The sequence below is a fragment of the Chelativorans sp. ZYF759 genome (genome assembly GCF_012911015.1).
In the GTDB taxonomy this organism is placed as follows: Bacteria; Pseudomonadota; Alphaproteobacteria; order Rhizobiales; family Rhizobiaceae; genus ZYF759.
Genome location: NZ_WVVV01000001.1, coordinates 703,942 through 727,261 on the forward strand (window position 1 = coordinate 703,942; position 23,320 = coordinate 727,261).

A 23,320-nucleotide genomic window follows, 5' to 3' on the forward strand; every position below is an offset into this window, starting at 1 on the left:
ACCCATGTCCACCGCCTTCAACATCCTCGCCATCCTCGTCATGCTTGCCGTCGTGGTCGTTCTCGTCCGCGGCCTGATGAACATGATGCGCGGCGGTTCCGGCAACGCTTCCAACAAGTTGATGCAGGCGCGTGTCGTGCTGCAATTCGTGGCGCTGGTGCTGATCATGACCGCGCTCTATTTCTCGAGCTGACACGGCAAAGGGGCTTCGAAAATGGTCGTACTCAACAAGATCTACACGCGCACGGGTGATGACGGCACCACCGCGCTCGTCGGCGGCGAGCGGCGCGAGAAATTCGACCTCAGGGTCACGGCCTATGGCACCGTCGACGAAGTCAACGCATGTATCGGCTTGGCCCGGCTGCATACGGATGGCATGGCCGAACTCGATGCGATGCTGGGCGCCATCCAGAACGATCTCTTCGATCTCGGTGCTGATCTCGCGACGCCCGAAACGAGCGAAAAGCCGGAGGTAGAACCGCTGCGCATCGTGGCAAGTCAGGTCGACCGGCTGGAGCGCGACATCGACCGGCTGAACGGCGAACTCGCTCCCCTGCGCTCCTTCGTGCTGCCGGGCGGGTCGGCGGCCGCCGCTGCATTGCATCTGGCACGCACCGTGTCGCGGCGGGCCGAGCGGCTCATCGTCGAGCTTTCCCGCAGGCCCGGCGAGAGCGTCGGCGCCGAGGCGATGAAATATGTCAACCGCCTGTCCGATTTCCTGTTCGTGGCGGCGCGGGCCGCCAATGACAATGGCGCCCGCGACGTGTTATGGGTGCCGGGCAAGAACAGGTAGCACGGCCGGATCGGGGGCGGCATAGCGACGCATGTTCATCCCGATACACGACGCCAATGCGCTCAAGCACATTAAGGTGCAGTATGTGACGATCGGCCTGATCGTCGCCAATGTCATCTTCTTCTTCCTGTCCGTCATGGGTTCGGAAGCCGAGATCCAGGCGACTGTGATGGGCTATGGCTACATTCCGGCAGTGGCCTTCGACTATGCGGTACTGCCCCCCGAATACAGCCTCGTGCCGACATCAGCCACCTACGTCACCTATTCCTTCCTCCATGGCGACATCTTCCACCTGGGCGGCAACATGCTGTTCCTCTGGGTCTTTGGGGACAATGTGGAGGACGCGCTCGGCCATCTGCGGTTCCTCGTCTTCTACCTTCTCTGTGCCATGGCGGGCGCCTTCCTGCACGGCCTGCTACTGCCGGAATCACAGGCGCCGCTCATCGGCGCCTCGGGCGCGATCGCGGGCATCGTGGCGGCGTATCTCATCCTGCACCCCAGGGTGAAGATCTGGGTGCTGGCCTTCGCGCGGATCCCGCTGCGCATTCCCGCCTGGATCGTGCTGGCCCTGTGGATCGGCATGCAGTTCTTCATGCTCGCCGTGGCCGGCGATGACGCCGTGTCCTGGGCCGCCCATGTGGGTGGCATCCTCATGGGCGCGGCGCTGGTGTTAATGATGCGGCGTTCCGGGGTGCCGCTTTTCGACCGCGAGATCGTCACGCCGGAGGCGGTGGAGACGACCGTCCCGCTGCCGAGGCGCAGGCCGCCTGGCGCTCCCCCCGTGTCGCGCCGGCGCTGAGGCTCCTTCCCATGGAAGGCGCCCTTATTGACGCCCGCGCCGCCTCTGACTACGTTCCGCCGCACCTGCGACGGCGGCGTTCAGGTCGTGTACGCCGTGCGCGAATTTCACCCGGAATGTCGGAAACGGGCAATCGGTCGAGGAGCGACCGTGCCAATTCCGTCCCCGAAATCTGATCGGAGAGGTCTCGAGGTCATGAAGGTTCTGGTCCCCGTCAAGCGGGTTGTCGATTACAATGTGAAGATCCGGGTGAAGTCGGACGGATCGGGCGTCGAGCTCGCCAATGTGAAGATGTCGATGAACCCGTTCGACGAGATCGCCGTCGAAGAGGCGATCCGGTTGAAGGAAGCCGGCAAGGTCGAGGAGATCATCGCCGTGTCCGTCGGCCCGCAGCAGGCCCAGGAGACCATCCGTACCGCGCTCGCCATGGGCGCCGACCGCGGAATCCTGGTGAAGACCGACGAACTCACCGAGCCGCTGACGGTCGCCAAGATCCTCAAGGGCATTGTCGAGGAAGAGAAACCCGACCTGGTCATTCTCGGCAAGCAGGCCATCGACGACGACGCCAACCAGACCGGCCAGATGCTGGCCGCGCTGCTCGGCTGGAGCCAGGGAACCTTCGCCTCCAAGGTGGAGATCGAGGGCGGCAAGGCAAAAGTGACGCGCGAGGTCGATGGCGGCCTGCAGACGATCGAGATTTCCATGCCCGCGATCGTCACCACCGACCTGCGTCTCAACCAGCCGCGCTATGCCTCGCTGCCCAACATCATGAAGGCCAAGAAGAAGCCGCTCGACGAGAAGGCGCCGTCCGACTACGGGGTCGAGGTCGCGCCGCGGCTCAAGGTGCTGAAGACGGAAGAACCGGCGGGCCGCCAGGCAGGCGTCAAGGTCAAGGACGTGGCCGAACTGGTCGAGAAGCTGAAGAACGAAGCCGGCGTGCTTTGATCGGGCGATAGGATAGGGAAACGACGACGATGGCCATTCTTCTGATTGCCGAACACGACAATTCCACCCTCTCCGACCAGACGGCAAAGGCGCTGTCGGCGGCCGCCCAGATGGGCGGCGACGTCGACGTGCTGGTTGCAGGCAAGGGCGCCCAGTCGGCCGCCGACGCAGCCGCGAAGCTCGCCGGCGTGCGCAAGGTGCTGCTGGCCGAAAGCGACGCGCTCGCCGAACGCCTCGCCGAGCCGCTGGCGGATACGATCGTCAAGCTCGCCGAAGGCTACGACGCGCTGGTTGCGCCCGCCACGACCATGGGCAAGAACGTGATGCCGCGCGTGGCAGCCCTTCTCGATGTGATGCAGATATCCGACATCGTGGAGGTCGTCTCCGCCGACACGTTCAAGCGGCCGATCTATGCCGGCAACGCCATCCAGACGGTGCAGTCATCCGATGCCAAGAAGGTCATCACCGTGCGCACGGCCTCCTTCCAGGCGGCGGGCGAAGGCGGTTCGGCTTCGGTCGAGAGCACCGAGGCGGCGGCCGATGCGGGTCTTTCCAGCTTTGTCGAGAACAAGATCGCCCATTCCGAGCGTCCCGAATTGACCTCGGCCAAGATCATCATCTCGGGCGGGCGCGCGCTCGGCTCGAAGGAGAAGTTCGAGGAGGTCATGCTGCCGATCGCCGACAAGCTGGGCGCCGCCATCGGCGCCAGCCGCGCGGCCGTGGATGCCGGCTATGCGCCGAACGACTGGCAGGTCGGCCAGACCGGCAAGGTCGTTGCCCCGGAGCTCTACATCGCCGTCGGTATCTCGGGTGCCATCCAGCACCTGGCCGGCATGAAGGATTCCAAGGTCATCGTGGCTATCAACAAGGACGAGGAGGCGCCGATCTTCCAGGTGGCCGATTACGGCCTCGTCGGCGACCTCTTTACCCTCCTGCCGGAGTTCGAAAAGGCACTTTGACTTTGGCCTGAGGCGATGTTCATTATCGTTGGGGCGGGGTGGAGTTTTCCGCCCCGCCCCTTTACGTTGCAACGCAGCAAGACGCGGGCGCGCAGGGCGCCCCGACGGGAAAATCGCAATGACGGGCAAGATCGAGACGGTGGGAGTGATCGGCGCCGGGCAGATGGGCAACGGCATCGCCCATGTCGCCGCGCTTGCGGGCTACAAGGTGCTGCTTCACGACAACTCGACCGACCGCATCCAGGCGGGTCTTGCCACGATCAACGGCAACATGGCGCGCCAGGTCTCGTCGGGCAAGCTCGACGAAGCCGTGCGCAAGGCAGCCGTCGAGCGCGTGGGCGCAGCCCCCTCGATGGAGGATCTGGCGTCCTGCGACCTCGTCATCGAGGCGGCGACCGAGGATGAGACCGTCAAGCGCAAGATCTTCCAGCAACTGTGCCCGGTGCTCAATCCGGAAGCCATGATCGCCTCCAACACCTCCTCCATCTCGATCACGCGTCTTGCCGCGCAGACCGACCGGCCCGAGCGCTTCATCGGCATCCATTTCATGAATCCCGTGCCGGTGATGAAGCTCGTCGAGCTGGTGCGCGGCATCGCCACCGAGGACGTGACCTTCGAGGCGGCGCGCGAATTCGTCACCGCGCTCGACAAGACGATCACCGTGGCGGAGGATTTCCCGGCCTTCATCGTCAACCGCATCCTGCTGCCAATGATCAACGAGGCGATCTACACCCTCTATGAGGGTGTCGGATCGGTCGAGGCGATCGACACGGCCATGAAGCTCGGCGCCAACCACCCGATGGGTCCGCTGCAGCTTGCCGATTTCATTGGCCTCGACACCTGCCTGTCGATCATGCAGGTGCTCTATGAGGGGCTGGCGGATTCCAAATACCGCCCCTGCCCGTTGCTGGTGAAGTATGTCGAGGCTGGCTGGCTCGGGCGCAAGACGGGCCGGGGTTTCTACGACTATCGCGGCGAAACGCCCGTGCCGACACGCTGATCCGGCGCGCGTCATCGAGGCCGACAGCGTGCTTGACAGTACCGTGCGCGCGACCCTAAATGCCGCTCGTCCTGGACCGGGGCCGTAGCTCAGTTGGGAGAGCGCGTCGTTCGCAATGACGAGGTCAGGGGTTCGATTCCCCTCGGCTCCACCAGTCCACCAGGCCAAGCCCCCTCCCTCTTTCCTGTCATGACTGCCCGGTGGTTCTCGTCCGCGGCAGCAGCTGGCGCCTTCGTCTTTCGCGCTGGGCGACGGGGGATTGGAGCGTGAATGGGGGACCGGGAAGGCGGCCGGGAGGCCGTTTGGCGGTTGGGTCAATTTGGCTGTTGCAATCGCCAGTCAGTTCGGCCATATACGCGCTGCTTGCGGCTTTCGCCGCGCGAGCGGGCGTAGCTCAGGGGTAGAGCACAACCTTGCCAAGGTTGGGGTCGTGGGTTCGAATCCCATCGCCCGCTCCAGATTTCCAACCGATCCGAAGCCGCGCATCGCCGCGGCTTTCGTGTTTTCCGGCCTTCGATGCGCGTCCTGCGACCTGACGGGGGACGTGTTCGCTCTCGCCATGGCTTGCGTCTTTTAACTTGACAATTGGCCTCATGTTTTCTTACCAACGGCGCGCAAGCCAGCCCATGCTTTTCGCAAAACGCATCTGCCAGCGAACGATTTTTCGATTTCCTGGTGGGGCACATAAGATGAAGCACTCAATTCTGATGAGCGGCACGGCACTTCTGGTGCTGGCCCTGGCGACGGCACAGGCACAGGCTCAGGAGGACGAGGTTGCGGCGAATGCCGAAGCCCGGCCTCCCGCGGGGCAAACACTTCTCGACCGCATCACGATCACCGCAACCATGGCATCCCAGGCCGTCATCGACGCCCTGTCGGGTACCAGTCTCGTCACCGGCGAGGAAGTGGAACGTATCCAGGCCGTCACGGCCGCCGATCTGTTCCGTCAGGTGCCCGGCGTGCGCGCCTCGATGAGCGGCGACGATCCGTCAACCGCCATCAACATTCGCGGCCTGCAGCAGATGGGACGCGTCGCCGTCACGGTCGACGGCGCGCGCCAGGATTACTGGCGGGTGGGGCACGGATCGGGGTCGTTCTTCATCGAGCCCGAGCTTCTCAAGCAGGTCACCGTCATCCGCGGGCCGGTTTCCAACGCCTATGGAACAGGTGCGATCGGTGGCGTGGTGGCCTTCGAGACCAAGTCGGCAGGCGATTTCCTGCGCGCCTACGAAAGTTGGGCGATCAGCGAGAAGGTGCGCTACGAGACCAATGGCCAGGGCTGGCTCTCCAGCACGACCGGCGCCTACCGTTTCAGCGAGGATTTCGACGTCATCGGCAATTTTGTCGCCCGCACGAGCCGCGAATATCGCGATGGCAATGGCGAAATTGTGCGCTGGACTGGCGAGGATGGGCTCAGCGGGTACGGCAAGGTGACACTGCGGCCGGCCGACGGACACGAGATCAAGCTGGGCGCCATGGTCCAGCGTTTCGATGACGTCCTCTCCGGATCCAGCGGCTCGACTTCGGCGACGTTGTCGCGCTTCGACGCACGGACGCTGTCGCAGAACTACACGGTCAACTACACCTACAACCCGTTCGACAATGATTACTGGGACCTCGATCTCAACGTTTATCACAGCGCTACGCGCTCCGATCAGACCCAGGCCTGGCCCACGTCGGCCATCGGCAACACGCGTTTCTACGACGTGGCCACGACCGGTTTCAATCTGCGCAACGCCTCGCGTTTCACGAGCGGGGCGATCGATCACACGCTCACCTATGGCGGCGATCTCGCGCATCTCAGGGGTGAATCGGACGCCGATCATTTCGGGCGCGGCAAGCAGGTCGCCTATGGCGCCTTCCTCCAGTGGGAGGGCCAATATGATCGCTGGCTCGATGTGACGGCGGCCCTGCGCTACGACGGCTACCGCCTTGACGGCTCATCCAAGGCCACGCCCACCGAGCCCTCAAGCGATGTCTCGCTGAGCGGGCAGCGCTGGTCGCCGCGCGTCACTGTGGGCGTAACGCCCGTCACCGGGCTGCAGGTCTACGCAACCTATTCAGAAGGCTACCGCACGCCGCATCTGCAGGAGGTCTTCCGCCAAAACGGTGCGCATGGCTCCGGTTACGAGCCGAACCTCTTCCTGCGGCCCGAAGTGGCCCGCAGCTGGGAAGGCGGCATCAATCTGAAATTCGACGACGTGATCGCTTCGGGCGACATGATCCGCGCCAAGGTCAATCTCTTCCATTCCGATGTCGCCGACTATATCAGCACGGTTTCCAGCGGCGGCGTCACCCAGGCGCGCAATGTCGGCACGGCGCGGTTGCGCGGCATCGAGCTGGAAGGCGTTTATGATTTCGGTCGCGGCTATCTCAGCGCCGGCGCCTCGTTCACCAGCGCGACCATGCGGGACGGACCTTATGCCGGCGAGACACTGTCCAACACGCCGCTCGAAAATGCCGGCGTGACCCTCGGCTTCCGGGCGCTGGAGGACCGGCTGAACTGGGGCGTGCAGTATCAGAGCATCGGCCGCGTCGTCAGGCAGCTGTCGTCCGGTCCGACCGTCTATCCGCGCGTCGATCTCGTCAATGTCTTCGCCAATTGGGACATCAACGACAGTTTCCGGGTGGATGCCGGCATCGATAATGTCTTCGACAAGGCCTACACCGACCCGCAGAGCGGCTGGGCAACCACCTCCGATGTCCATCAGGGCAAGGGTCGCACCTTCAAGGTCGCGCTCACCGGCCGGTTTGGCGGCTGAGGCGGAGAGGATCATGCCCGAACTCGCCTGCCAGACGGAACTGAAGCTGCCGCGGATCGAATCCTACCTCGACCAGATCGAATCCCGTCTGCTGACCTTCGACGCCACCGCCAGCCGCGGCGGCAGCCGGCTCGATTTCAGCTTTCCTTTCGGCGCGGCGCGTTTCGACATGGAAGGGGATCGCGTTTTCGTCGACGCGCGCTCGCCCGATCGCGAGGGCCTTGCCCGCGTCAAGGACCTCGTCGCCACCGCGATACGGGTCTACGCCAAGGAGGACGCCCCGGATATCGCCTGGCGAGGCGATCTGGCAGGCGAGACGCAACTGCCGCAGTTCCGGGCAATGCGGGTGGCCTCGATCGTCGATATGACGCCGCGCATGCGCCGCTTCCGGCTGGCTGGCGAGGATCTGGGCCGGTTCGCACGCTTCGGCGGCATGCATGTGCGCCTGCTCTTCCCGAGCCGCGAGGTGCCGGCGCCGGAATGGCCGACAATGGGACCGGACGGGCTGGTCGCCTGGCCCCCCGCCGAACGCAAACCTACGCCGCGCGCCTATACCGTCCGCCATCTGGACGTCTCGGCGGGATGGATCGATGTCGATTTCGTCATTCATCCGGGTGACAGCGTGGGCTCGCGCTGGGCCGACATGGCGGCACCCGGCGACATGATCGGTCTGATGGGCCCGGTTGGCCGCCCGGTCCCGCTCGATCGGCAATGGTATCTGTTGGGGGCCGACGAGACAGGCCTTCCGGCCTTGGCGCGGATGATCGAGACGCTGCCGCCCGAAACCGAAGGCGAGGCCTGGATCGAAATCGCCGATCGCGCGGAACGCCAGACGATCGCCAACCGCACCGCCATCAGGATCGGCTGGATCCACCGCAACGGCATCGGGCCGGGCACCGATCCCAGGCTCGCCGGCAAGATGCTGTCGACGCGCTGGCCGGGGGACCGCCGCAGCTTCGGCTGGTTCGCCGCCGAAGCGACCGCCGCAGACACCGTACGCCGTCACTGGCGCGAGGTGAAGGGGCTTGGCCGCGACGAGACGTTGACGGCCACCTATTGGCGACGCGGCACGACCGGCTTCATGGCTGGCGGCTGATCGGGGCCATTTCCCGAGGGCGGCGCACCGCAAGCGCCTCGGATTGACGCTGCGTGAAGGGTATTGCGCACCTGAATCGTTGCCGGCGGGTGCTTTTGCTCGCCTCAAGGTCTCGACGGGCTCCCCGGAGGCAGCTAAGACGTTACCCGCATCGGTGGAAAAACAACGCCGAGGCCGAGAGGGAACCGCGCCCAGCGAGGCTTTACAAATCGGGGCCACAATCCCAATATCGGTGCCAATCCGGGCGCTCCAACTGTCCGGAGCCTCTTCGCTTTCTCAGGAACACTCAGGGAGTTGTCAGTATGAAATCAAGTTTGCGCACGATGCTTGCAGCCTCGGTTGCCGGCGCCGCCTTCATGGCCGCCTCAACCGCCGCTCAGGCCGAAGAAATCAATATCGGCGTTATCCTCGGCTTCACCGGTCCGATCGAGTCGATTACGCCCGGCATGGCGGATTCCGCCGAGCTCGCCATCAACGAGGTCAATGAGAGCGGCCTGCTTCTCGACGGTGCGACCCTCGTGCCGGTGCGCGCCGATTCCACCTGCATCGACAGTGCAGCCGCACAGGCCGCGGCCGAGCGTCTGATCACGGTCGACAATGTCGCCGCCATCGTGGGCGCCGACTGCTCTGGCGTCACCATCGCCATCGCCAACAACGTGGCGGTGCCGAACGGCGTCGTGATGGTCTCCCCGTCCGCGACCTCGCCGGCGCTGACCGACATCGACGACAATGACTACTTCTTCCGCACCGCGCCTTCGGATGCACGCCAGGGTGTCGTGCTGGCCGAGATGCTGCAGGAAGAAGGCATCACGGATGTCGCCGTGACCTACACCAACAACGACTACGGTCGCGGTCTCGCGGAAGCCTTCGCTGCGGCTTTCGAGGAAGTGGGCGGCACCATCACCATCAATGCGCCGCATGAAGACGGCCGCGGTGACTATTCCGCCGAAGTCGGTGCGCTTGCCGCCGGCGGCGGTGAAGTCCTCGTCGTGCTCGGCTATGCCGACCAGGGCGGCGTTGGCGTCATCCGCAGCGCCATCGACACCGGCGCGTTCGATCGCTTCGTGCTCGGTGACGGCATGTTCGCACAGAGCCTCATCGATGCGATCGGCGACGATCTGGAAGGCACGATCGGCGTCGTTCCCGGCGTCGAGGGCGAAGGCTCGGAAGCCTTTGCCGGCGTGGCAGAAGCAGGCGGCGTCAATCCGTCCGCGTCCTACACGGGCGAAAGCTATGATGCCGCCGCGCTCATCGCGCTCGCCATCCAGGCCGGCGGCTCTGCCGACCGCACCTCGATCCGCGACAACCTGCTCGCCGTCGCCAACGCGCCGGGCGAGGAAATCCTGCCCGGCGAACTGGCCCGTGGCCTCGAGATCCTGGCCGAAGGCGGTGAAGTCAACTATGTCGGCGCCACCAGCGTCGAGCTGATCGGCCCCGGCGAGGCCTCCGGCAGCTACCGTCAGTACATTGTCGAGAACGGCGAGTACGTGACGGTGCAGTTCCGCTAGGGTTCGGAAACAGACATTGGACGGCCCGGCGGTTTTGTTCGCCGGGCTGTTCTCATAAGGGCCAAGGGAAACAATAGGCCCAGGGGAACGATATGATCCGTGTAGACGATCTGCATATGCATTTCGGGGGCATTCGCGCGGTCGATGGGGCGAGCATCGAGATCGCCGAGGGCTCCATCACTGGGCTCATCGGACCGAACGGCGCCGGAAAGACCACGCTCTTCAACGTCATTGCCGGCCATTACCGGCCCACTTCCGGCCGTGTCTGGCTGGGCGACGAGGACATTACCGGCCTCACGCCGCACGAACTCTTCGCTAAGGGGCTCCTGCGCACATTCCAGATCGCGCACGAATTCTCCACGCTTTCCGTGCGCGAGAATCTGATGATGGTGCCTGGCGGACAGCCGGGCGAAAGCCTGGTCGATGTCTGGCTGCGGCCCTCGAAAGTGCGCGCCATCGAGGAGAACGTGCGCAAGCGCGCCGACGAAGTTATCGAATTTCTTGAAATCACCCATCTCGCAGACGAGCGCGCCGGCAATCTCTCCGGCGGCCAGAAGAAGCTGCTCGAACTCGGCCGCACCATGATGGTCGATGCCAAAATCGTCTTCCTCGACGAGGTCGGCGCGGGCGTCAACCGCACGCTTCTCAACACGCTGGGCGACGCCATCATCCGCCTCAACAAGGAACGCGGCTACACATTCTGCATGATCGAGCACGACATGGATTTCATCGGCCGCCTGTGCGACCCGGTCATTGTCATGGCTGAAGGCAAGGTGCTGACGGAAGGCACGGTGCAGGAGGTCAAGGCCAATGAGCAGGTCATCGAGGCCTATCTCGGCACTGGCCTGAAGAACCGCCCCGCCAACGCCGGAGGCAAACAATGAGCTACCTCATCGGCGAGAACATGACCGGCGGCTATGGCGGCGCCGACATTCTTCATTCCTGCACCGTGGCCGTCGAGAAGGGCCAGATCGCGGTGATCGTCGGGCCGAACGGTGCCGGCAAATCCACCGCGATGAAGGCCGTCTTCGGCATGCTGCCGATCCGCGAGGGTCGCGTCATGCTCGACGGCACCGAGATCACTGGCCTGTCTCCGCAGGATCGCGTGAGGGCCGGCATGGGCTTCGTGCCGCAGAACAACAACGTCTTCGTCACCATGACCGTCCAGGAAAACCTGGAGATGGGCGCCTATATTCGCGACGACGATTTTTCCGAGACGATGGATCAGGTCTTCGAGCTGTTCCCGGTGCTGAAGGAGAAACGTCGTCAGGCGGCCGGAGAACTGTCGGGCGGTCAGCGCCAGCAGGTCGCGGTCGGCCGCGCGCTGATGACCAGGCCGAAGGTGCTCATGCTCGACGAGCCGACGGCGGGTGTCTCGCCCATCGTCATGGACGAACTTTTCGACCGGATCCTGGAAGTGGCGGCCACCGGCATCGCCATCCTCATGGTCGAGCAGAATGCGCGCCAGGCGCTCAACATCGCCGACAAGGGCTATGTGCTCGTCCAGGGCCGCAACCGCTTCACCGACACCGGGGCCAATCTCTTGGCCAATCCGGAAGTCCGTGCATCGTTCCTGGGAGGCTGAATCGGTGACGGACTTCCTCAACGCAATCGTCCTCTTTGCCAATTTCGTGTTCCTGCCTGGCGTTGCCTATGGCGCGCAACTGGCGCTCGGCGCACTCGGTGTCACGCTCGTCTTCGGCATCCTGCGCTTCGCCAATTTCGCGCATGGCGACCTCATGGCCTTCGGCACCATGATCACCATCCTCGTGACGTGGTGGCTGCAGTCGATGGGTATCGGTTTCGGACCCTTGCCCACGGCGCTCCTGGCGCTGCCGATCGGTATTCTGGGCGCGATTGCCCTCTCGCTCGGCACGGACAGGATGATCTTCCGCTTCTACCGGGTCAAAAGATCGGCCACGATCGTCATCGTCATGGCCTCGGTGGGCGTGATGTTCATCTACAACGGCATCGTGCGCATGATCATCGGTCCCAACGACCAGCGTTTCGCGGATGGCGAACGCTTCCTGATCACCGTGCGCGAGTTCCGCGATCTCACCGGGCTCGACGAAGGGCTGGCCGTGCGTCTGCCGGTGGTCATCACCGTGGTGGTGGCCGCCATCGTGGTGACCGCCCTGTTCCTGTTCCTGCAGCGGTCGCGCACCGGCAAGGCGATGCGCGCCTATTCCGACAACGAGGATCTGGCGCTGCTTTCGGGCATCAATCCGGACCGCGTCGTGGCCGTCACCTGGATCATCGCCGCCAGCCTCGCCACCATCGCGGGCGTGCTCTACGGCCTCGACAAGAGCTTCCGGCCCTTCGTCTACTTCCAGCTGCTCCTGCCGATCTTCGCGGCGGCCATCGTGGGCGGCATCGGGCAACCGATCGGCGCGGTGGCCGGCGGGTTCATCGTAGCCTTCTCCGAGGTGATGCTCACCTACGCCTATCGCCGCTTCTTCGAGTATTTCGGTTTCGAGCCGGATGGGCTGATGCAGCTCCTCTCTACCGAGTACAAATTCGCCATTTCGTTCGTGATCCTGGTGCTGGTGCTCCTGATCCGACCGACGGGCATCTTCAAGGGGAGGGTGCTATGAGCCAGCGCATGCGCATCGTCGTGCTCTACGGCATCATGGCGGCCCTTCTGCTCGTCGTGGGTGTCTTCCAGAGCTGGAACCTCGCCATCACGATCATCAATCTGTGCCTGATCTCGGCGATCATGGCGCTCGGCGTGAACATCCAGTGGGGCTATGCGGGCATCTTCAATGTCGGCATCATGGGCTTCGCCGCGCTTGGCGGGCTTGCCGCCGTGGTGGTCTCCATGCCTCCCGTGATGGGCGCGTGGGAGGTCGGCGGCGCCGGCATCGGCATGGCATTTCTGATGCTGGTGGGCACCGTCGCCGCGGTCTATTTCGTGCGAAGACACACGACGGGAAACACGCGCTTCTGGGCGACGATAGCCACCTCCATCGTCGGCTATTTCGTGATCCGCTATTTCTACGATCCGGCAGTCGACGCCATCGAGAGTTTCGATGCCGCCCGTACCGGCTATCTGGGCGGGCTGGGCCTGCCGATCATCTTCTCATGGATCGTGGGTGGCGTCTTCGCGGCTGCGGCCGCCTGGCTGATCGGCAAGATCGCGCTCGGCCTGCGCGCCGACTATCTGGCCATCGCCACGCTCGGCATCTCCGAGATCATCATCGCCATCCTGAAGAACGAGGAATGGCTGACCCGCGGCGTCAAGAACGTGTCCGGCCTGCCGCGGCCCGTGGCCTATGAATCGGGACTTCAGCAGGCCGACTGGTTCCTGAACCTCTCGGCATGGCTCGGTGCCAACCCGGTCATCTTTTCCACGCTCTATGTGCGCCTGTCCTATGCCATCCTTTTTGCGATCGTGCTGATCATCATCATGTGGCTGGCCGAGCGGGCGCTGAACTCGCCCTGGGGCCGCATGATGCGCGCCATCCGGGACAACCGCGACGCCGCCGAGGCGATGGGCAAGGACGTAAAGGGCCGCCACCTGCAGGTCTTCATCCTGGGCTCCGCGGTCGTCGGCGTGGCGGGCGCGATGCTGACGACGCTCGATGGGCAGCTGACGCCCGGCCAGTACAACCCGTTGCGCTTCACCTTCCTGATCTGGGTGATGGTGATCGTCGGCGGCTCGGGCAACAATTGGGGCGCGGTGCTGGGCGGCTTCCTGATCTGGTTCCTGTGGGTGGAAGCCGAGCCGGTGGGTGCCTGGCTGATGAACCAGCTCACCATGCCGCTTGGACCGGGAAGCGGCCTGCGGGCGCATCTTCTCGACGCGGCCCCCTATATGCGGCCGCTGCTGATGGGCGTGATCCTGCTGCTGGTTCTGCGCTTCGCGCCCAAGGGGCTCATTCCCGAAAGCGGCGGCAGTCCGCCCACTGCAGCGAAGAAGGCAGCGGTCGAGACGTAACCGAAAAGAGGGCCCCGCGGGGCCCTCTGTTTTTGCGGCCCGCCAACGCTTCGTCGGCTCGCGCGCTCAGCTGCCGGCGGGTTGTTCCATCGCCGCACGGATGAGGGCCTTTGCATCATCGCTTGCCCATTCGGCCGGGCCGTTCATATGGGCGAGCAGGCAACCTTCCTCATCGATCAGCAGCGTGACGGGCAGGCCAAGTGCCAGATTGCGGCGCTTCAGCTCGTTGAACAGGCCCACGGTATTGTCGCGGTAGAAGCCGAGCGAATCGACGCCGATTTCGTCGAGGAAGGCTTTGGGCTTGGCGTCGTCGCCGGTCTCGACATTGATGGCCACCACCTCGAATTCCTCGCCGCCCATTTCACGCTGCAACTGGTCGAGCGCCGGCATCTCGTGGCGGCAGGGCGCGCACCAGGTCGCCCACAGATTGACCAGCAACAGCCTGCCAGAGAGATCGGCCAGTTGAATCGGCTGTCCATCGGGATCATCGAAGGCAAGATCGCCCAGCGAGCGGGACGGATCGGCCGGCAGCATCGCTGCGACCTCGCCGCCGATCATGGGGTCGATACGGGCGAGCGTCGCCTCGCGGCCCTGGCAGGCGGCTTCGACCCCCGCCGTGGCACTGGGCGCATTGTTGCCAGAGGGGCCACCCATCACGTATAGCCCGATCGCGCCCGCCGCCATTCCGGCGATGGCTGCGATACCGAAAAGACGCAGCGCTGACATATGGACCTTGCCGTCCGACATTCGTTTAGCTCCGGGGATTCGTTAGCACTATGAGTGACACCAAGGCCAGCAACCAAATGTGGGGCGGACGATTCGCCTCGGGTCCCGCCGCGATCATGGAAGCGATCAACGCCTCCATCGGCTTCGACAGGAAGCTCTACGCCCAGGACATCCGTGGTTCCATCGCCCATGCGGGCATGCTGGCGCAAACCGGCATAATTTCGACCGCGGATCAAGAAAAGATCGTTCACGGGCTGAACACGATCCTGTCGGAGATCGAGCAGGGCCGCTTCGAGTTCTCGACCAGGCTCGAGGACATCCACATGAATGTGGAGGCAAGGCTTGCCGAACTGATCGGCCCGGCGGCCGGCCGCCTTCATACCGCACGCTCGCGCAATGACCAGGTGGCGACCGACTTCCGCCTCTGGGTCAAGGAGGAACTGCAGCGGACTGAGGGCGCTCTGGTCAATCTGATCGAAGCCTTTCTCGACCGTGCCGAGGAGCATGCGTCAACGCTGATGCCCGGCTTCACCCATCTGCAGACGGCCCAGCCCGTGACGTTCGGCCATCACTGCATGGCCTATGTCGAGATGTTTTCGCGCGATCTTTCGCGGGTGCGCGACGCGATCGAGCGCATGGACGAAAGCCCGCTCGGCGCCGCCGCGCTCGCCGGCACGGGCTTTCCGATCGACCGCGCCATGACGGCATCCGCCCTCGGTTTCCGTGAGCCGACCCGCAATTCCATCGATACGGTTTCCGATCGCGATTTCGCGCTCGAATTCCTTTCGCTTGCCTCCATCTGCGGCACGCATCTTTCCCGGCTGGCCGAGGAAATCGTCATCTGGTCGACGCCGCAATTCGGCTTTGCGAAGCTGTCGGACGCATTCGCCACCGGCTCCTCCATCATGCCGCAGAAGAAGAACCCGGATGCCGCCGAGCTCGTGCGTGCGAAGACGGGACGCCTGAATGGCAATCTGATCGGCCTGCTCACCGTCATGAAGGGCCTGCCGCTCGCCTATTCCAAGGACATGCAGGAAGACAAGGAGGCCGTCTTCGACGCCGCCGAGACGCTCGACCTGATGATCGCGGCAATGACCGGCATGGTGCGCGACATGGCGATCGACAAGGCGGCGATGAAGAAGGCGGCGGCTTCCGGCCATTCCACAGCCACGGATCTCGCAGACTGGTTGGTGCGGGAGGCCGGCCTTCCCTTCCGTGAAGCCCATCACGTGACTGGCCGCGCCGTGGCTCTTGCTGATGAGCGCCGCACCAGTCTCGACAGGCTGTCGCTCGATGATCTCAAGGCGATCAACGGGGCCATCACCGAGCAGGTGTTCGGCGTGCTCTCCGTCGCGGCCTCTGTGAAAAGCCGCACCTCCTTCGGCGGCACCGCGCCGGCCGAGGTTCGCCGCCAGATCCGCTATTGGAAGAAGCGGCTGAAACGGGATGCATCGCGGGCCAAAACCCGCTAGAGAAGTAACCGCAAACGCAGTCGGGACGGTCTTCATGCGCGCAGGCACCTTCGCCAAATCTCTTCTGGTCGTGGCCACCGTGGCCCTGATGGTCAGCGCTTGCGGGCGCAAGCCGGCCGAACTCTACACGCCCTACGAGGCCGCCGTGGAAGAGCGCCGCCAGATGGAGCGCGACGGTGTGGAGCCGCTGCCGCCGCAGCCGACCCAGCCCGTGCGCGAGCGTCCCTTCATCCTCGACGGCCTGATCTAGGCGACGAAAACCGTGAACCATTTCGACTATCGCGACGGCGTGCTTCACGCCGAGGACGTGCCGATCCCGACGATCGCGCAAGCTGTCGGCACGCCGTTCTACTGCTATTCGACAGCCACGCTGACGCGGCACTACCATGTCTTCTCGGAAGCCTTTTCCGATCTCGACGCGATGGTGTGCTATGCGGTGAAGGCCAATTCCAACCAGGCGGTTCTCGCCACGCTGGCGCGTCTGGGCGCCGGTGCGGATGTGGTGTCGGAAGGCGAGCTGCGCCGCGCGCTTCAGGCCGGCGTGCCGGCCGGCCGGATCGTCTTCTCCGGTGTCGGCAAGACGGCGCGCGAGATGGATTTCGCGCTTTCGGTCGGCATCTTCTGCTTCAACGTTGAATCGGAGCCGGATCTCGAGCTTCTGTCCGCGCGGGCCGTGGCGGCTGGGAAGCAGGCGCCCGTTTCGCTGCGCATCAATCCGGATGTCGACGCGCGCACGCATCACAAGATCTCGACCGGCAAGGCCGAAAACAAGTTCGGCATTCCGTGGAACCGTGCCCGGGCCGTCTATGCGCGTGCCGCCGAATTGCCGGGCATCAAGGTGACCGGGATCGACATGCATATCGGCAGCCAGATCACCGATCTGGAGCCGTTCGACCGCTCCATCGCGCGTCTGGTCGAGCTTCTTGCGCTGCTTCGCCAGGATGGCCACGACATCGCCCATGTCGATGTCGGCGGCGGGCTGGGAATCCCTTACCGCTTCGACGAAGAGCCGCCGCCTCTGCCAGTGCGCTACGCCGAGATCGTCAATCGTCACCTGAAGCCGCTCGGCCTGAAGGTCATCTTCGAGCCCGGCCGTCTCATCGTCGGCAATGCCGGCATCCTGGTGGCGTCGGTCCTGTTCGTGAAGGAAGGCGAGGCGAAGAACTTTCTGGTCGTCGATGCGGCCATGAACGACCTGATCCGCCCTACCCTCTACGAGGCATGGCACGAAATCCGGCCGGTCCGCGAAGCCGCAGCCGAGGTGTCGCGCTTCCGTGCGGATGTCGTCGGTCCGGTGTGCGAGACGGGCGACTATCTCGGCCTCGATCGCGACCTGCCGGTGATGGCGTCAGGCGATCTCGTGGCATTTCTGACGGCAGGTGCCTACGGGGCCGTACAGGCGGGTACCTACAATACGCGGTTGCTCGTGCCCGAGGTTCTGGTCGATGGCGATCGCTTCGCGGTTGTGCGCCCGCGCCAGACCTATGAGGAACTGATCGGCATGGACCGGCTGCCGGACTGGCTGCAGGATAGTTGAGCCTCCGGGCGGATCACGATTTCTTGCCCTGCCTCGTCTTCGCCGCGTTTGCTGCTATCCTGATCGCCATATGATGGCGGCGTACGCCGTCCGATGACGCCCACCCGACCGGAAAGGCCGCATGGCTTCAGATCCAGACGCCCCCGAACAGACCGGCCTCCTGGCGCGGCTTGCGCGTGCGCGGCTGGCTGCGGCCGGCGTCATGTGGACCGAGCGCGTGTGGCCGCTGCTCGTTCCGGTGCTGTTCGTGCTAGCGCTTTTCGTGAGCTTGTCCTGGCTCGGCGTGTTCCGCCTCGTGCCTGAATGGGCGCGCATGGGTCTCGGCCTTGTCTTCGGCCTGGCCCTCATCGCTGCCCTCCTGCCGTTCAGAAAGCTGCGTCCGCCCGAACCTGCGGAGATCGACCGCCGAATCGAGCGGGCCAACCGGCTCGACCATGCGCCCGTTCTGACACAGACCGACCGTCTGTCCGGCGCCTCCGACGACGCCTTCGCGGCAGCGCTGTGGGGAGAGCACCGTCGGCGCATGGCCCAGAAGCTCGACCGTCTGGCTGGCGACCTTCCGCACCCGCGCGTTCCCGAGCGCGATCCCTGGGCCATCCGCGCGATCGCGCCTCTGCTGCTCGTTGTTGCCTTCGCCTTCTCCTTCGGTCCGCTCGGCGGTAGCCTAACCGATGCCTTCCGTGCCAAGGCCGGCGCCGAGCCGGTGCCGCCGCGCATCGATGCCTGGGTGACGCCGCCCCCCTATACCGGCCGCGCGCCGGTCTATCTGACCTCGAATGCCAATCGCGGAGAGGATATCTTCACCGTTCCGGCCGGAAGCCAGCTTGCGGTGCGCGTGACCGGAGGCTCGGGCGCGGAAGCCATCGACTATCTGGATGCCCATACAGGCGAGGTGAACCGGGTCGACCCCAGCGCTGCCCAGCCCTCCTCCAGTCAGTTCGACATGGCGCTTTCGGCAGATGGTCTGTTGACCCTGCACGAAGACGAGACGGAAATCCGCAGCTGGCGCTTTCTGGTCACGCCGGACGACGCGCCGGTGATCCGGCTGGCGGAAGAGCCGCGCCGCGCCCGTAACGGCTCGCTCGAACTGACCTACGAGATCGAGGACGACTATGGCGCCGTCGCGGCTGAAGCCTCGTTCGAGCATGCCGATGCCTCGGACAGTGCCCGGCCGCTTTACGACGCGCCGGAAATGGCGCTGTCGCTGCCGCGCCGGGATGCGGACGCCGCGCGAACCGTGCGCGATCTGACGGATCACGCATGGGCCGGAGCGGTCGTCGATCTGACGCTGGTCGCCCGCGATGCCGCGGAGCAGGAGGGTCGCAGTGAGCCGACGCGTTTCGTATTGCCGGAGCGCCCCTTCACCAACCCGCTTGCCATGGCACTGGTCGAACAGCGGCGTCTCCTGGCGCTCGATGCCAACCAGCAGCGCCATGTCCTCGACCTAATGGACGCCATCACGCTGCGCCCGGAAGAGGCGATCGACAATCTCAGCCATTATCTCGGCGTCATGTCGGCGCGCTCGCGGCTTGCCCAGGCGCGGACCGACGATTCGCTGCGTGAGGTTGCCGACTATCTCTGGGAGATCGCTGTCCGCATCGAAGACGGTTCTTTGTCGGATGCCGAGCGTCGGCTGCAGGCTGCCCAGGAGGCGTTGCGCGATGCGCTGGAGAATGGCGCCTCCGACGAGGAACTGCAGGAATTGATGGCCGAGCTGCGGGAAGCCATGCAGGAATTCCTGCGCGAACTCGCCCAGCGGGGCCAGCAGAATCCCGATCAGGCCATGCAGATGCCGCAGGATGGCCAGATGCTCACCCAGCGCGATCTCGACCGCATGCTGGACCAGCTGGAGGATCTCGCCCGTTCAGGCGCGCGAGACCAGGCGCAGGACCTCCTCTCCCAGCTGCAGGACATGATGAACAACCTCCAGGCCGGCCGCCAGCAGAACCAGCAGGGCGGCCAGCAGAGCGAGATGAACCAGCAGCTCAATGAGCTTGGCGAGATGCTGCGTCGCCAGCAGGAGCTGATGAACGAGACGCACCAGATGGAGCAGATGCGTCCCGGCCCCCGCGGCGACGAGATGAGCCCCGAGGAATTCGCCGATGCCATGGAGCAGTTGCAGGAGCAGCAGGGCCAGCTTGGCCAGGATCTCCAGTCGCTCATGGAGGCTCTGGAGGGTATGGGGCTGGAACCCGGCGACCAGTTCGGCGATGCCGGAGACGCCATGGGTCGCGCAGGCGACGCGCTTGGCGAGCAACAGGGCCAACGGGCCGTGGGCGAGCAGGGACAGGCGCTTGAAGCGCTGCGTCGCGGTGCCCAGGACATGATGCAGCAGATGCAGCAGGCCATGCAGGGCGAGGAGGGCGGCTCGGAAGAGGGCGGCCAGCGCCAGCAGGGCGCCGACCGCGATCCGCTCGGCCGGCCGCGCGCCAATACCGGTCCGGATTTCGGCGATTCGGTCAGGGTGCCGGACGAGATCGACGCGCAGCGCGCCCGTCGCATCCTGGAGGCGATCCGCGATCGGCTCGGAAACACGCTGAGCCCCGATCTCGAACGCAACTATCTGGAGCGACTGCTCGAGATGCGGTGATCATCCTCTTTGGACGAGCCTGCGTATACGGGGCGCGGCGCCTGGGCTACATGAGGCCGGGCCGGGGCACGACGTGGCGGCCACCGCGCGGGCTTCTGTCCGGAGTCAATCTTTCTGTCGGCAGCGCGTGCTCGCAGCAGCCGTTTTCATTCGCCAGTTTCCATTCATCAGGGGGCTATGTGTCCAAAGGTGCTACCGACGATTCCAGTGCCCTTCAGCGGCTGATCGGACGCATGGGCTCGAGCCTTTCGCTGCGCAATCGCTTCATCATCATCCTCCTCGTCGCGTCGCTCCCGGGGATGGTCGTGGCCCTTGTCCTCGCGGCCAATGCTCTGAACAACGAGCGCGAGCAGATCGAAATAACCGCCGAGCGGCTGGCGGACATTCAGGCGGCGCACCACACCAATGTCATCGACACGGCGCGCGTGATGCTCGAGACCATTGTGGAAACGATCGAGGCCGGTACGGTCGACGACGCCGACTGCACGCAATTTCTCGGCGACCGCGCGGCAAGCTATCCATCGTTCACGTCGCTCACACTCGTCGACAGTGCCGGGACCATCGTCTGCGCTAACGAGGATTCAGAGCTTCCGGCCGGGTTCCCCGACGACGCCCTGTTGGAATCCATGCGCGCCGCCGACGGGTTCATCGTCGGAGACTATGCCGTGGGGCAGTCCGGGGTGCCCTTGATCATCGCCGCCCTCCCGGTACGACGCGACGACGGTTCGTTTTACGGCGCGGTGGCCATGGGGATCGACCTGCGCTGGCTGGAATTTCTCGCGCGACGGATGAACCTGCCGGCGGGCAGCACGATCACGGCTATCGGCGGAGACGGGAGGGTTCTCAACCACTACCGAGCCGAAAATGTCGGGAACGAGGAACTGGCGGCACCGCGCGAATCCGTTCCGATGGAAGCGTATCGGCAACGCATGGCGGCTGAAGGCGGCGGGGTGCTGCGCGGCCAGTCCAACGGTGGCGATCAACGCGTGTACGGCTTTCAAAGGACAAGTTCGGGAAATCTGAGCGTTGTCGTCGGGATGCCGCAATACGCGGAATTCGAGCGTTACGGCGCAGCGCTGCGCGACACGCTTGCCGCGCCCATGGCAATCCTCATCCTGGCGCTGCTGGCAGCGGGCTACGCCAGTCAGGCGCTTGTCATCCGGTGGGTGTCGATGCTGACGGGCGCGGCCAGGAAGATGGCGGATGGCGATCTGCTGGCCCGTTCGATGGTGCCGCATTCGCGCTACGAACTCGGTCGTCTTGCAGCCGCCTTCGACACGATGGCGGCCTCGATCCAGCAGAAGCAGGACGAGATCCGTGCCAAGGCAAACCAGTATGCGGAACTGCTGCGTGAGCTGAATCACCGCGTGAACAACAACATGCAGATGATCCGAAGCCTGGTTCGCATGCGGGGAAGAGAGATCGCCGATCCCGGTGCCCGTGCGGCGATTGAGGACATTGAAGAACGGCTCGGCGCCATGACCGAGATCCAGCGGCTTTTATACGACCAGGACGATGCCGGTCACATCGCGGCTGACTACCCCGTGCGGCTGGGACGGTTCCTGGAGGAATTCTACTCCTCGGATCGCGTTGAGGTCCGGATCGATGCCGAACCGATCCCGCTTCCGCGCGCCTCGTCGATTCCCCTCGGGCTCATCATGAACGAGCTGATCGCAAACGCCTGCAAGCACGCCTATCCCGAAGGGAAGGGAACGGTACGCGTCAGTCTGCGGTTGCAGGGCGAGCATGTTCAGCTCGCGGTGGCCGATGATGGTGCGCCGATGCCGGAGGATCTCGACACAAGTCGCCGGAAGGGGTCCATGGGATTGCGCATCGTGCGCAACATGTCCGAGCAGTTGAACGGCGTCCTGAAGGTTGCCCCCCATGAGGGGGGCAAGACGATCCAGCTCGACTTTCCGCTCGACAAGAACGCCGCGGCGGACGGGACGATCTGAGCCAAAGTCATCGCCCGCGCCGGAAGGCGCGAGCGCACAAATCAGGCGGCCTTCTTCTTGGGCTGGATCAGGCCGCGTGCGAGAAGTAGCTCCGCGATCTGGATCGTGTTGAGGGCCGCGCCTTTCCGGAGATTGTCGGAGACGATCCACATGTTCAGCGCGTTGTCCAGCGTGGAGTCCTCGCGGATGCGGCTGATATAGGTCGCGTCTTCGCCGGCCGATTCCAGCGGGGTGATGTAGCCGCCATCCTCGCGCTTGTCGATGACCAGACAGCCCGGCGCCTCGCGCAGGATGTCGCGTGCTTCGTCCGCCGTGATCTGCTCCTCGAACTCGATATTGACCGCTTCCGAATGTCCGATGAAGACCGGCACGCGCACGCAGGTCGCCGTCAGCTTGATCTTCGGATCGAGCATCTTCTTGGTCTCGGCGACCATCTTCCACTCTTCCTTGGTCGAGCCGTCGTCGAGGAAGACGTCGATATGGGGAATGACGTTGAAGGCAATGCGCTTGGTGAACTTCTTGTTCGAGATCGGATCGGCGACGAAGACCGCGCGGGTCTGCTCGAACAACTCGTCCATGCCTTCCTTGCCGGCGCCGGAGACCGACTGGTAGGTCGAGACCACGACACGCTTGATCTTCGCGCGGTCGTGCAGCGGCTTCAGTGCCACGACGAGCTGGGCCGTCGAGCAGTTCGGATTGGCGATGATGTTCTTGCGGGTGAATATATCGATGGCTTCCGGATTGACCTCCGGCACGATCAGCGGCACGTCCTGGTCGTAACGCCAGGCCGAGGAATTATCGATCACGACGCAGCCCTGGCGGCCGATCTTCGGTGACCACTCCTTGGAAACGTTGCCGCCGGCGGACATCAGGCAGATGTCGGTGTCGGAGAAGTCGTACGTGGCGAGATCCTTCACCTTCAGCGTCCTGTCGCCGTAGGAGACTTCGGTGCCCAGCGACCGACGCGAGGCCAGCGCCACCACCTCATCGGCGGGAAAGCCGCGTTCTTCCAATATGTTGAGCATTTCGCGGCCCACATTGCCCGTGGCGCCCACAACTGCGATCTTGAAACCCATTTTTGGCTGCTCCTTCAGACCCTCTCCGCTGCTCCGCTTCGGGAACCGGCCTTGCGCACCGGGTCCGTCCGCCTCATCCCCCGGGCCGGACCCGGGAGAGGGCGAGCAGGCCAGGGAACGTCAGACCGTTTTGGTGACGGTTTTGGTGGTCCCGGTCGGCTTGGC

The 23,320-nt window shown here is 64.5% G+C and carries 20 protein-coding genes and 2 tRNA genes; 20 read left to right on the forward strand and 2 right to left on the reverse strand.

The genetic code is table 11. The annotated features are described in order from the left end of the window. Positions 1 to 4 precede the first annotated feature (4 nt). From GRZ55_RS03230 to GRZ55_RS03300, 15 genes are all read left to right on the forward strand, one after another. Positions 5 to 193 (forward strand): twin transmembrane helix small protein, encoded by a 189-nt coding sequence (locus GRZ55_RS03230; protein WP_169285420.1) that lies wholly within the window; start codon positions 5 to 7, stop codon positions 191 to 193. A gap of 21 nt (positions 194 to 214) precedes the next feature. Next, positions 215 to 793 carry a cob(I)yrinic acid a,c-diamide adenosyltransferase gene (locus GRZ55_RS03235; RefSeq protein ID WP_169285421.1) on the forward strand — a complete coding sequence of 193 codons (579 nt, stop codon included), beginning with the start codon at positions 215 to 217 and terminating at the stop codon, positions 791 to 793. A gap of 31 nt (positions 794 to 824) precedes the next feature. Further along, complete coding sequence (locus GRZ55_RS03240) at positions 825 to 1,592, forward strand: rhomboid family intramembrane serine protease (protein WP_169285422.1); 768 nt, start codon at positions 825 to 827, stop codon at positions 1,590 to 1,592. 195 nt (positions 1,593 to 1,787) lie between these two features. After that, positions 1,788 to 2,537, forward strand: a complete 750-nt coding sequence (locus GRZ55_RS03245) for an electron transfer flavoprotein subunit beta/FixA family protein (RefSeq protein ID WP_169285423.1) — start codon at positions 1,788 to 1,790, stop codon at positions 2,535 to 2,537. Positions 2,538 to 2,566: 29 nt separating this feature from the next. After that, positions 2,567 to 3,496, forward strand: a complete 930-nt coding sequence (locus GRZ55_RS03250; protein ID WP_169285424.1) for an electron transfer flavoprotein subunit alpha/FixB family protein — start codon at positions 2,567 to 2,569, stop codon at positions 3,494 to 3,496. A gap of 118 nt (positions 3,497 to 3,614) precedes the next feature. Beyond that, the gene (locus GRZ55_RS03255; protein ID WP_169285425.1) at positions 3,615 to 4,496 is read left to right on the forward strand and encodes a 3-hydroxybutyryl-CoA dehydrogenase; all 882 of its coding nucleotides are present in this window, start codon (positions 3,615 to 3,617) and stop codon (positions 4,494 to 4,496) included. A gap of 78 nt (positions 4,497 to 4,574) precedes the next feature. Continuing rightward, positions 4,575 to 4,650: transfer RNA gene (locus tag GRZ55_RS03260), tRNA-Ala, on the forward strand. A gap of 229 nt (positions 4,651 to 4,879) precedes the next feature. Further along, a tRNA-Gly gene (locus GRZ55_RS03265) sits at positions 4,880 to 4,954 on the forward strand. Positions 4,955 to 5,185: 231 nt separating this feature from the next. After that, entirely contained in the window at positions 5,186 to 7,258 is a 2,073-nt protein-coding gene (locus GRZ55_RS03270; protein WP_169285426.1) for a TonB-dependent hemoglobin/transferrin/lactoferrin family receptor, read from the forward strand. 13 nt (positions 7,259 to 7,271) lie between these two features. Further along, positions 7,272 to 8,354, forward strand: a complete 1,083-nt coding sequence (locus GRZ55_RS03275; protein ID WP_169285427.1) for a siderophore-interacting protein — start codon at positions 7,272 to 7,274, stop codon at positions 8,352 to 8,354. Positions 8,355 to 8,656: 302 nt separating this feature from the next. Beyond that, positions 8,657 to 9,862: an ABC transporter substrate-binding protein gene (locus GRZ55_RS03280; RefSeq protein WP_210257186.1), complete on the forward strand. Its 1,206-nt coding sequence runs from the start codon at positions 8,657 to 8,659 to the stop codon at positions 9,860 to 9,862. A gap of 92 nt (positions 9,863 to 9,954) precedes the next feature. Next, on the forward strand, positions 9,955 to 10,746 hold the full coding sequence (locus GRZ55_RS03285; RefSeq protein WP_169285428.1) for an ABC transporter ATP-binding protein: 792 nt from the start codon (positions 9,955 to 9,957) through the stop codon (positions 10,744 to 10,746). Further along, complete coding sequence (locus GRZ55_RS03290) at positions 10,743 to 11,447, forward strand: ABC transporter ATP-binding protein (protein ID WP_169285429.1); 705 nt, start codon at positions 10,743 to 10,745, stop codon at positions 11,445 to 11,447. Before GRZ55_RS03285 ends, GRZ55_RS03290 begins: the two co-directional genes overlap by 4 nt. A gap of 4 nt (positions 11,448 to 11,451) precedes the next feature. Then, a complete protein-coding gene (locus GRZ55_RS03295) occupies positions 11,452 to 12,456 on the forward strand; it encodes a branched-chain amino acid ABC transporter permease (protein ID WP_368856575.1) in 1,005 nt (334 codons plus the stop codon). Next, the gene (locus GRZ55_RS03300; protein ID WP_169285431.1) at positions 12,453 to 13,799 is read left to right on the forward strand and encodes a branched-chain amino acid ABC transporter permease; all 1,347 of its coding nucleotides are present in this window, start codon (positions 12,453 to 12,455) and stop codon (positions 13,797 to 13,799) included. Before GRZ55_RS03295 ends, GRZ55_RS03300 begins: the two co-directional genes overlap by 4 nt. A 66-nt stretch (positions 13,800 to 13,865) precedes the next feature. On the opposite strand, the gene GRZ55_RS03305 is transcribed toward GRZ55_RS03300, so the two are convergent. Next, a complete protein-coding gene (locus tag GRZ55_RS03305; RefSeq protein WP_169285432.1) occupies positions 13,866 to 14,546 on the reverse strand; it encodes a TlpA disulfide reductase family protein in 681 nt (226 codons plus the stop codon). 29 nt (positions 14,547 to 14,575) lie between these two features. Between GRZ55_RS03305 and argH the strand changes: the two genes are divergently transcribed. The 5 genes from argH (at position 14,576) to GRZ55_RS03330 (ending at position 22,079) form a co-directional block, all read left to right on the forward strand. Next, positions 14,576 to 15,997 (forward strand): argininosuccinate lyase, encoded by a 1,422-nt coding sequence (argH, locus tag GRZ55_RS03310; protein ID WP_169285433.1) that lies wholly within the window; start codon positions 14,576 to 14,578, stop codon positions 15,995 to 15,997. Positions 15,998 to 16,031: 34 nt separating this feature from the next. Beyond that, positions 16,032 to 16,247 (forward strand): hypothetical protein, encoded by a 216-nt coding sequence (locus tag GRZ55_RS03315; protein WP_169285434.1) that lies wholly within the window; start codon positions 16,032 to 16,034, stop codon positions 16,245 to 16,247. A 12-nt stretch (positions 16,248 to 16,259) separates the two neighbouring features. Beyond that, positions 16,260 to 17,534: a diaminopimelate decarboxylase gene (lysA, locus tag GRZ55_RS03320; RefSeq protein ID WP_169285435.1), complete on the forward strand. Its 1,275-nt coding sequence runs from the start codon at positions 16,260 to 16,262 to the stop codon at positions 17,532 to 17,534. Positions 17,535 to 17,655: 121 nt separating this feature from the next. Next, positions 17,656 to 20,124 carry a TIGR02302 family protein gene (locus GRZ55_RS03325; RefSeq protein WP_169285436.1) on the forward strand — a complete coding sequence of 823 codons (2,469 nt, stop codon included), beginning with the start codon at positions 17,656 to 17,658 and terminating at the stop codon, positions 20,122 to 20,124. 179 nt (positions 20,125 to 20,303) lie between these two features. Beyond that, on the forward strand, positions 20,304 to 22,079 hold the full coding sequence (locus tag GRZ55_RS03330; RefSeq protein ID WP_169285437.1) for a cache domain-containing protein: 1,776 nt from the start codon (positions 20,304 to 20,306) through the stop codon (positions 22,077 to 22,079). A gap of 41 nt (positions 22,080 to 22,120) precedes the next feature. On the opposite strand, the gene GRZ55_RS03335 is transcribed toward GRZ55_RS03330, so the two are convergent. After that, positions 22,121 to 23,155 (reverse strand): aspartate-semialdehyde dehydrogenase, encoded by a 1,035-nt coding sequence (locus GRZ55_RS03335; RefSeq protein ID WP_169285438.1) that lies wholly within the window; start codon positions 23,153 to 23,155, stop codon positions 22,121 to 22,123. Positions 23,156 to 23,320: the final 165 nt, after the last annotated feature.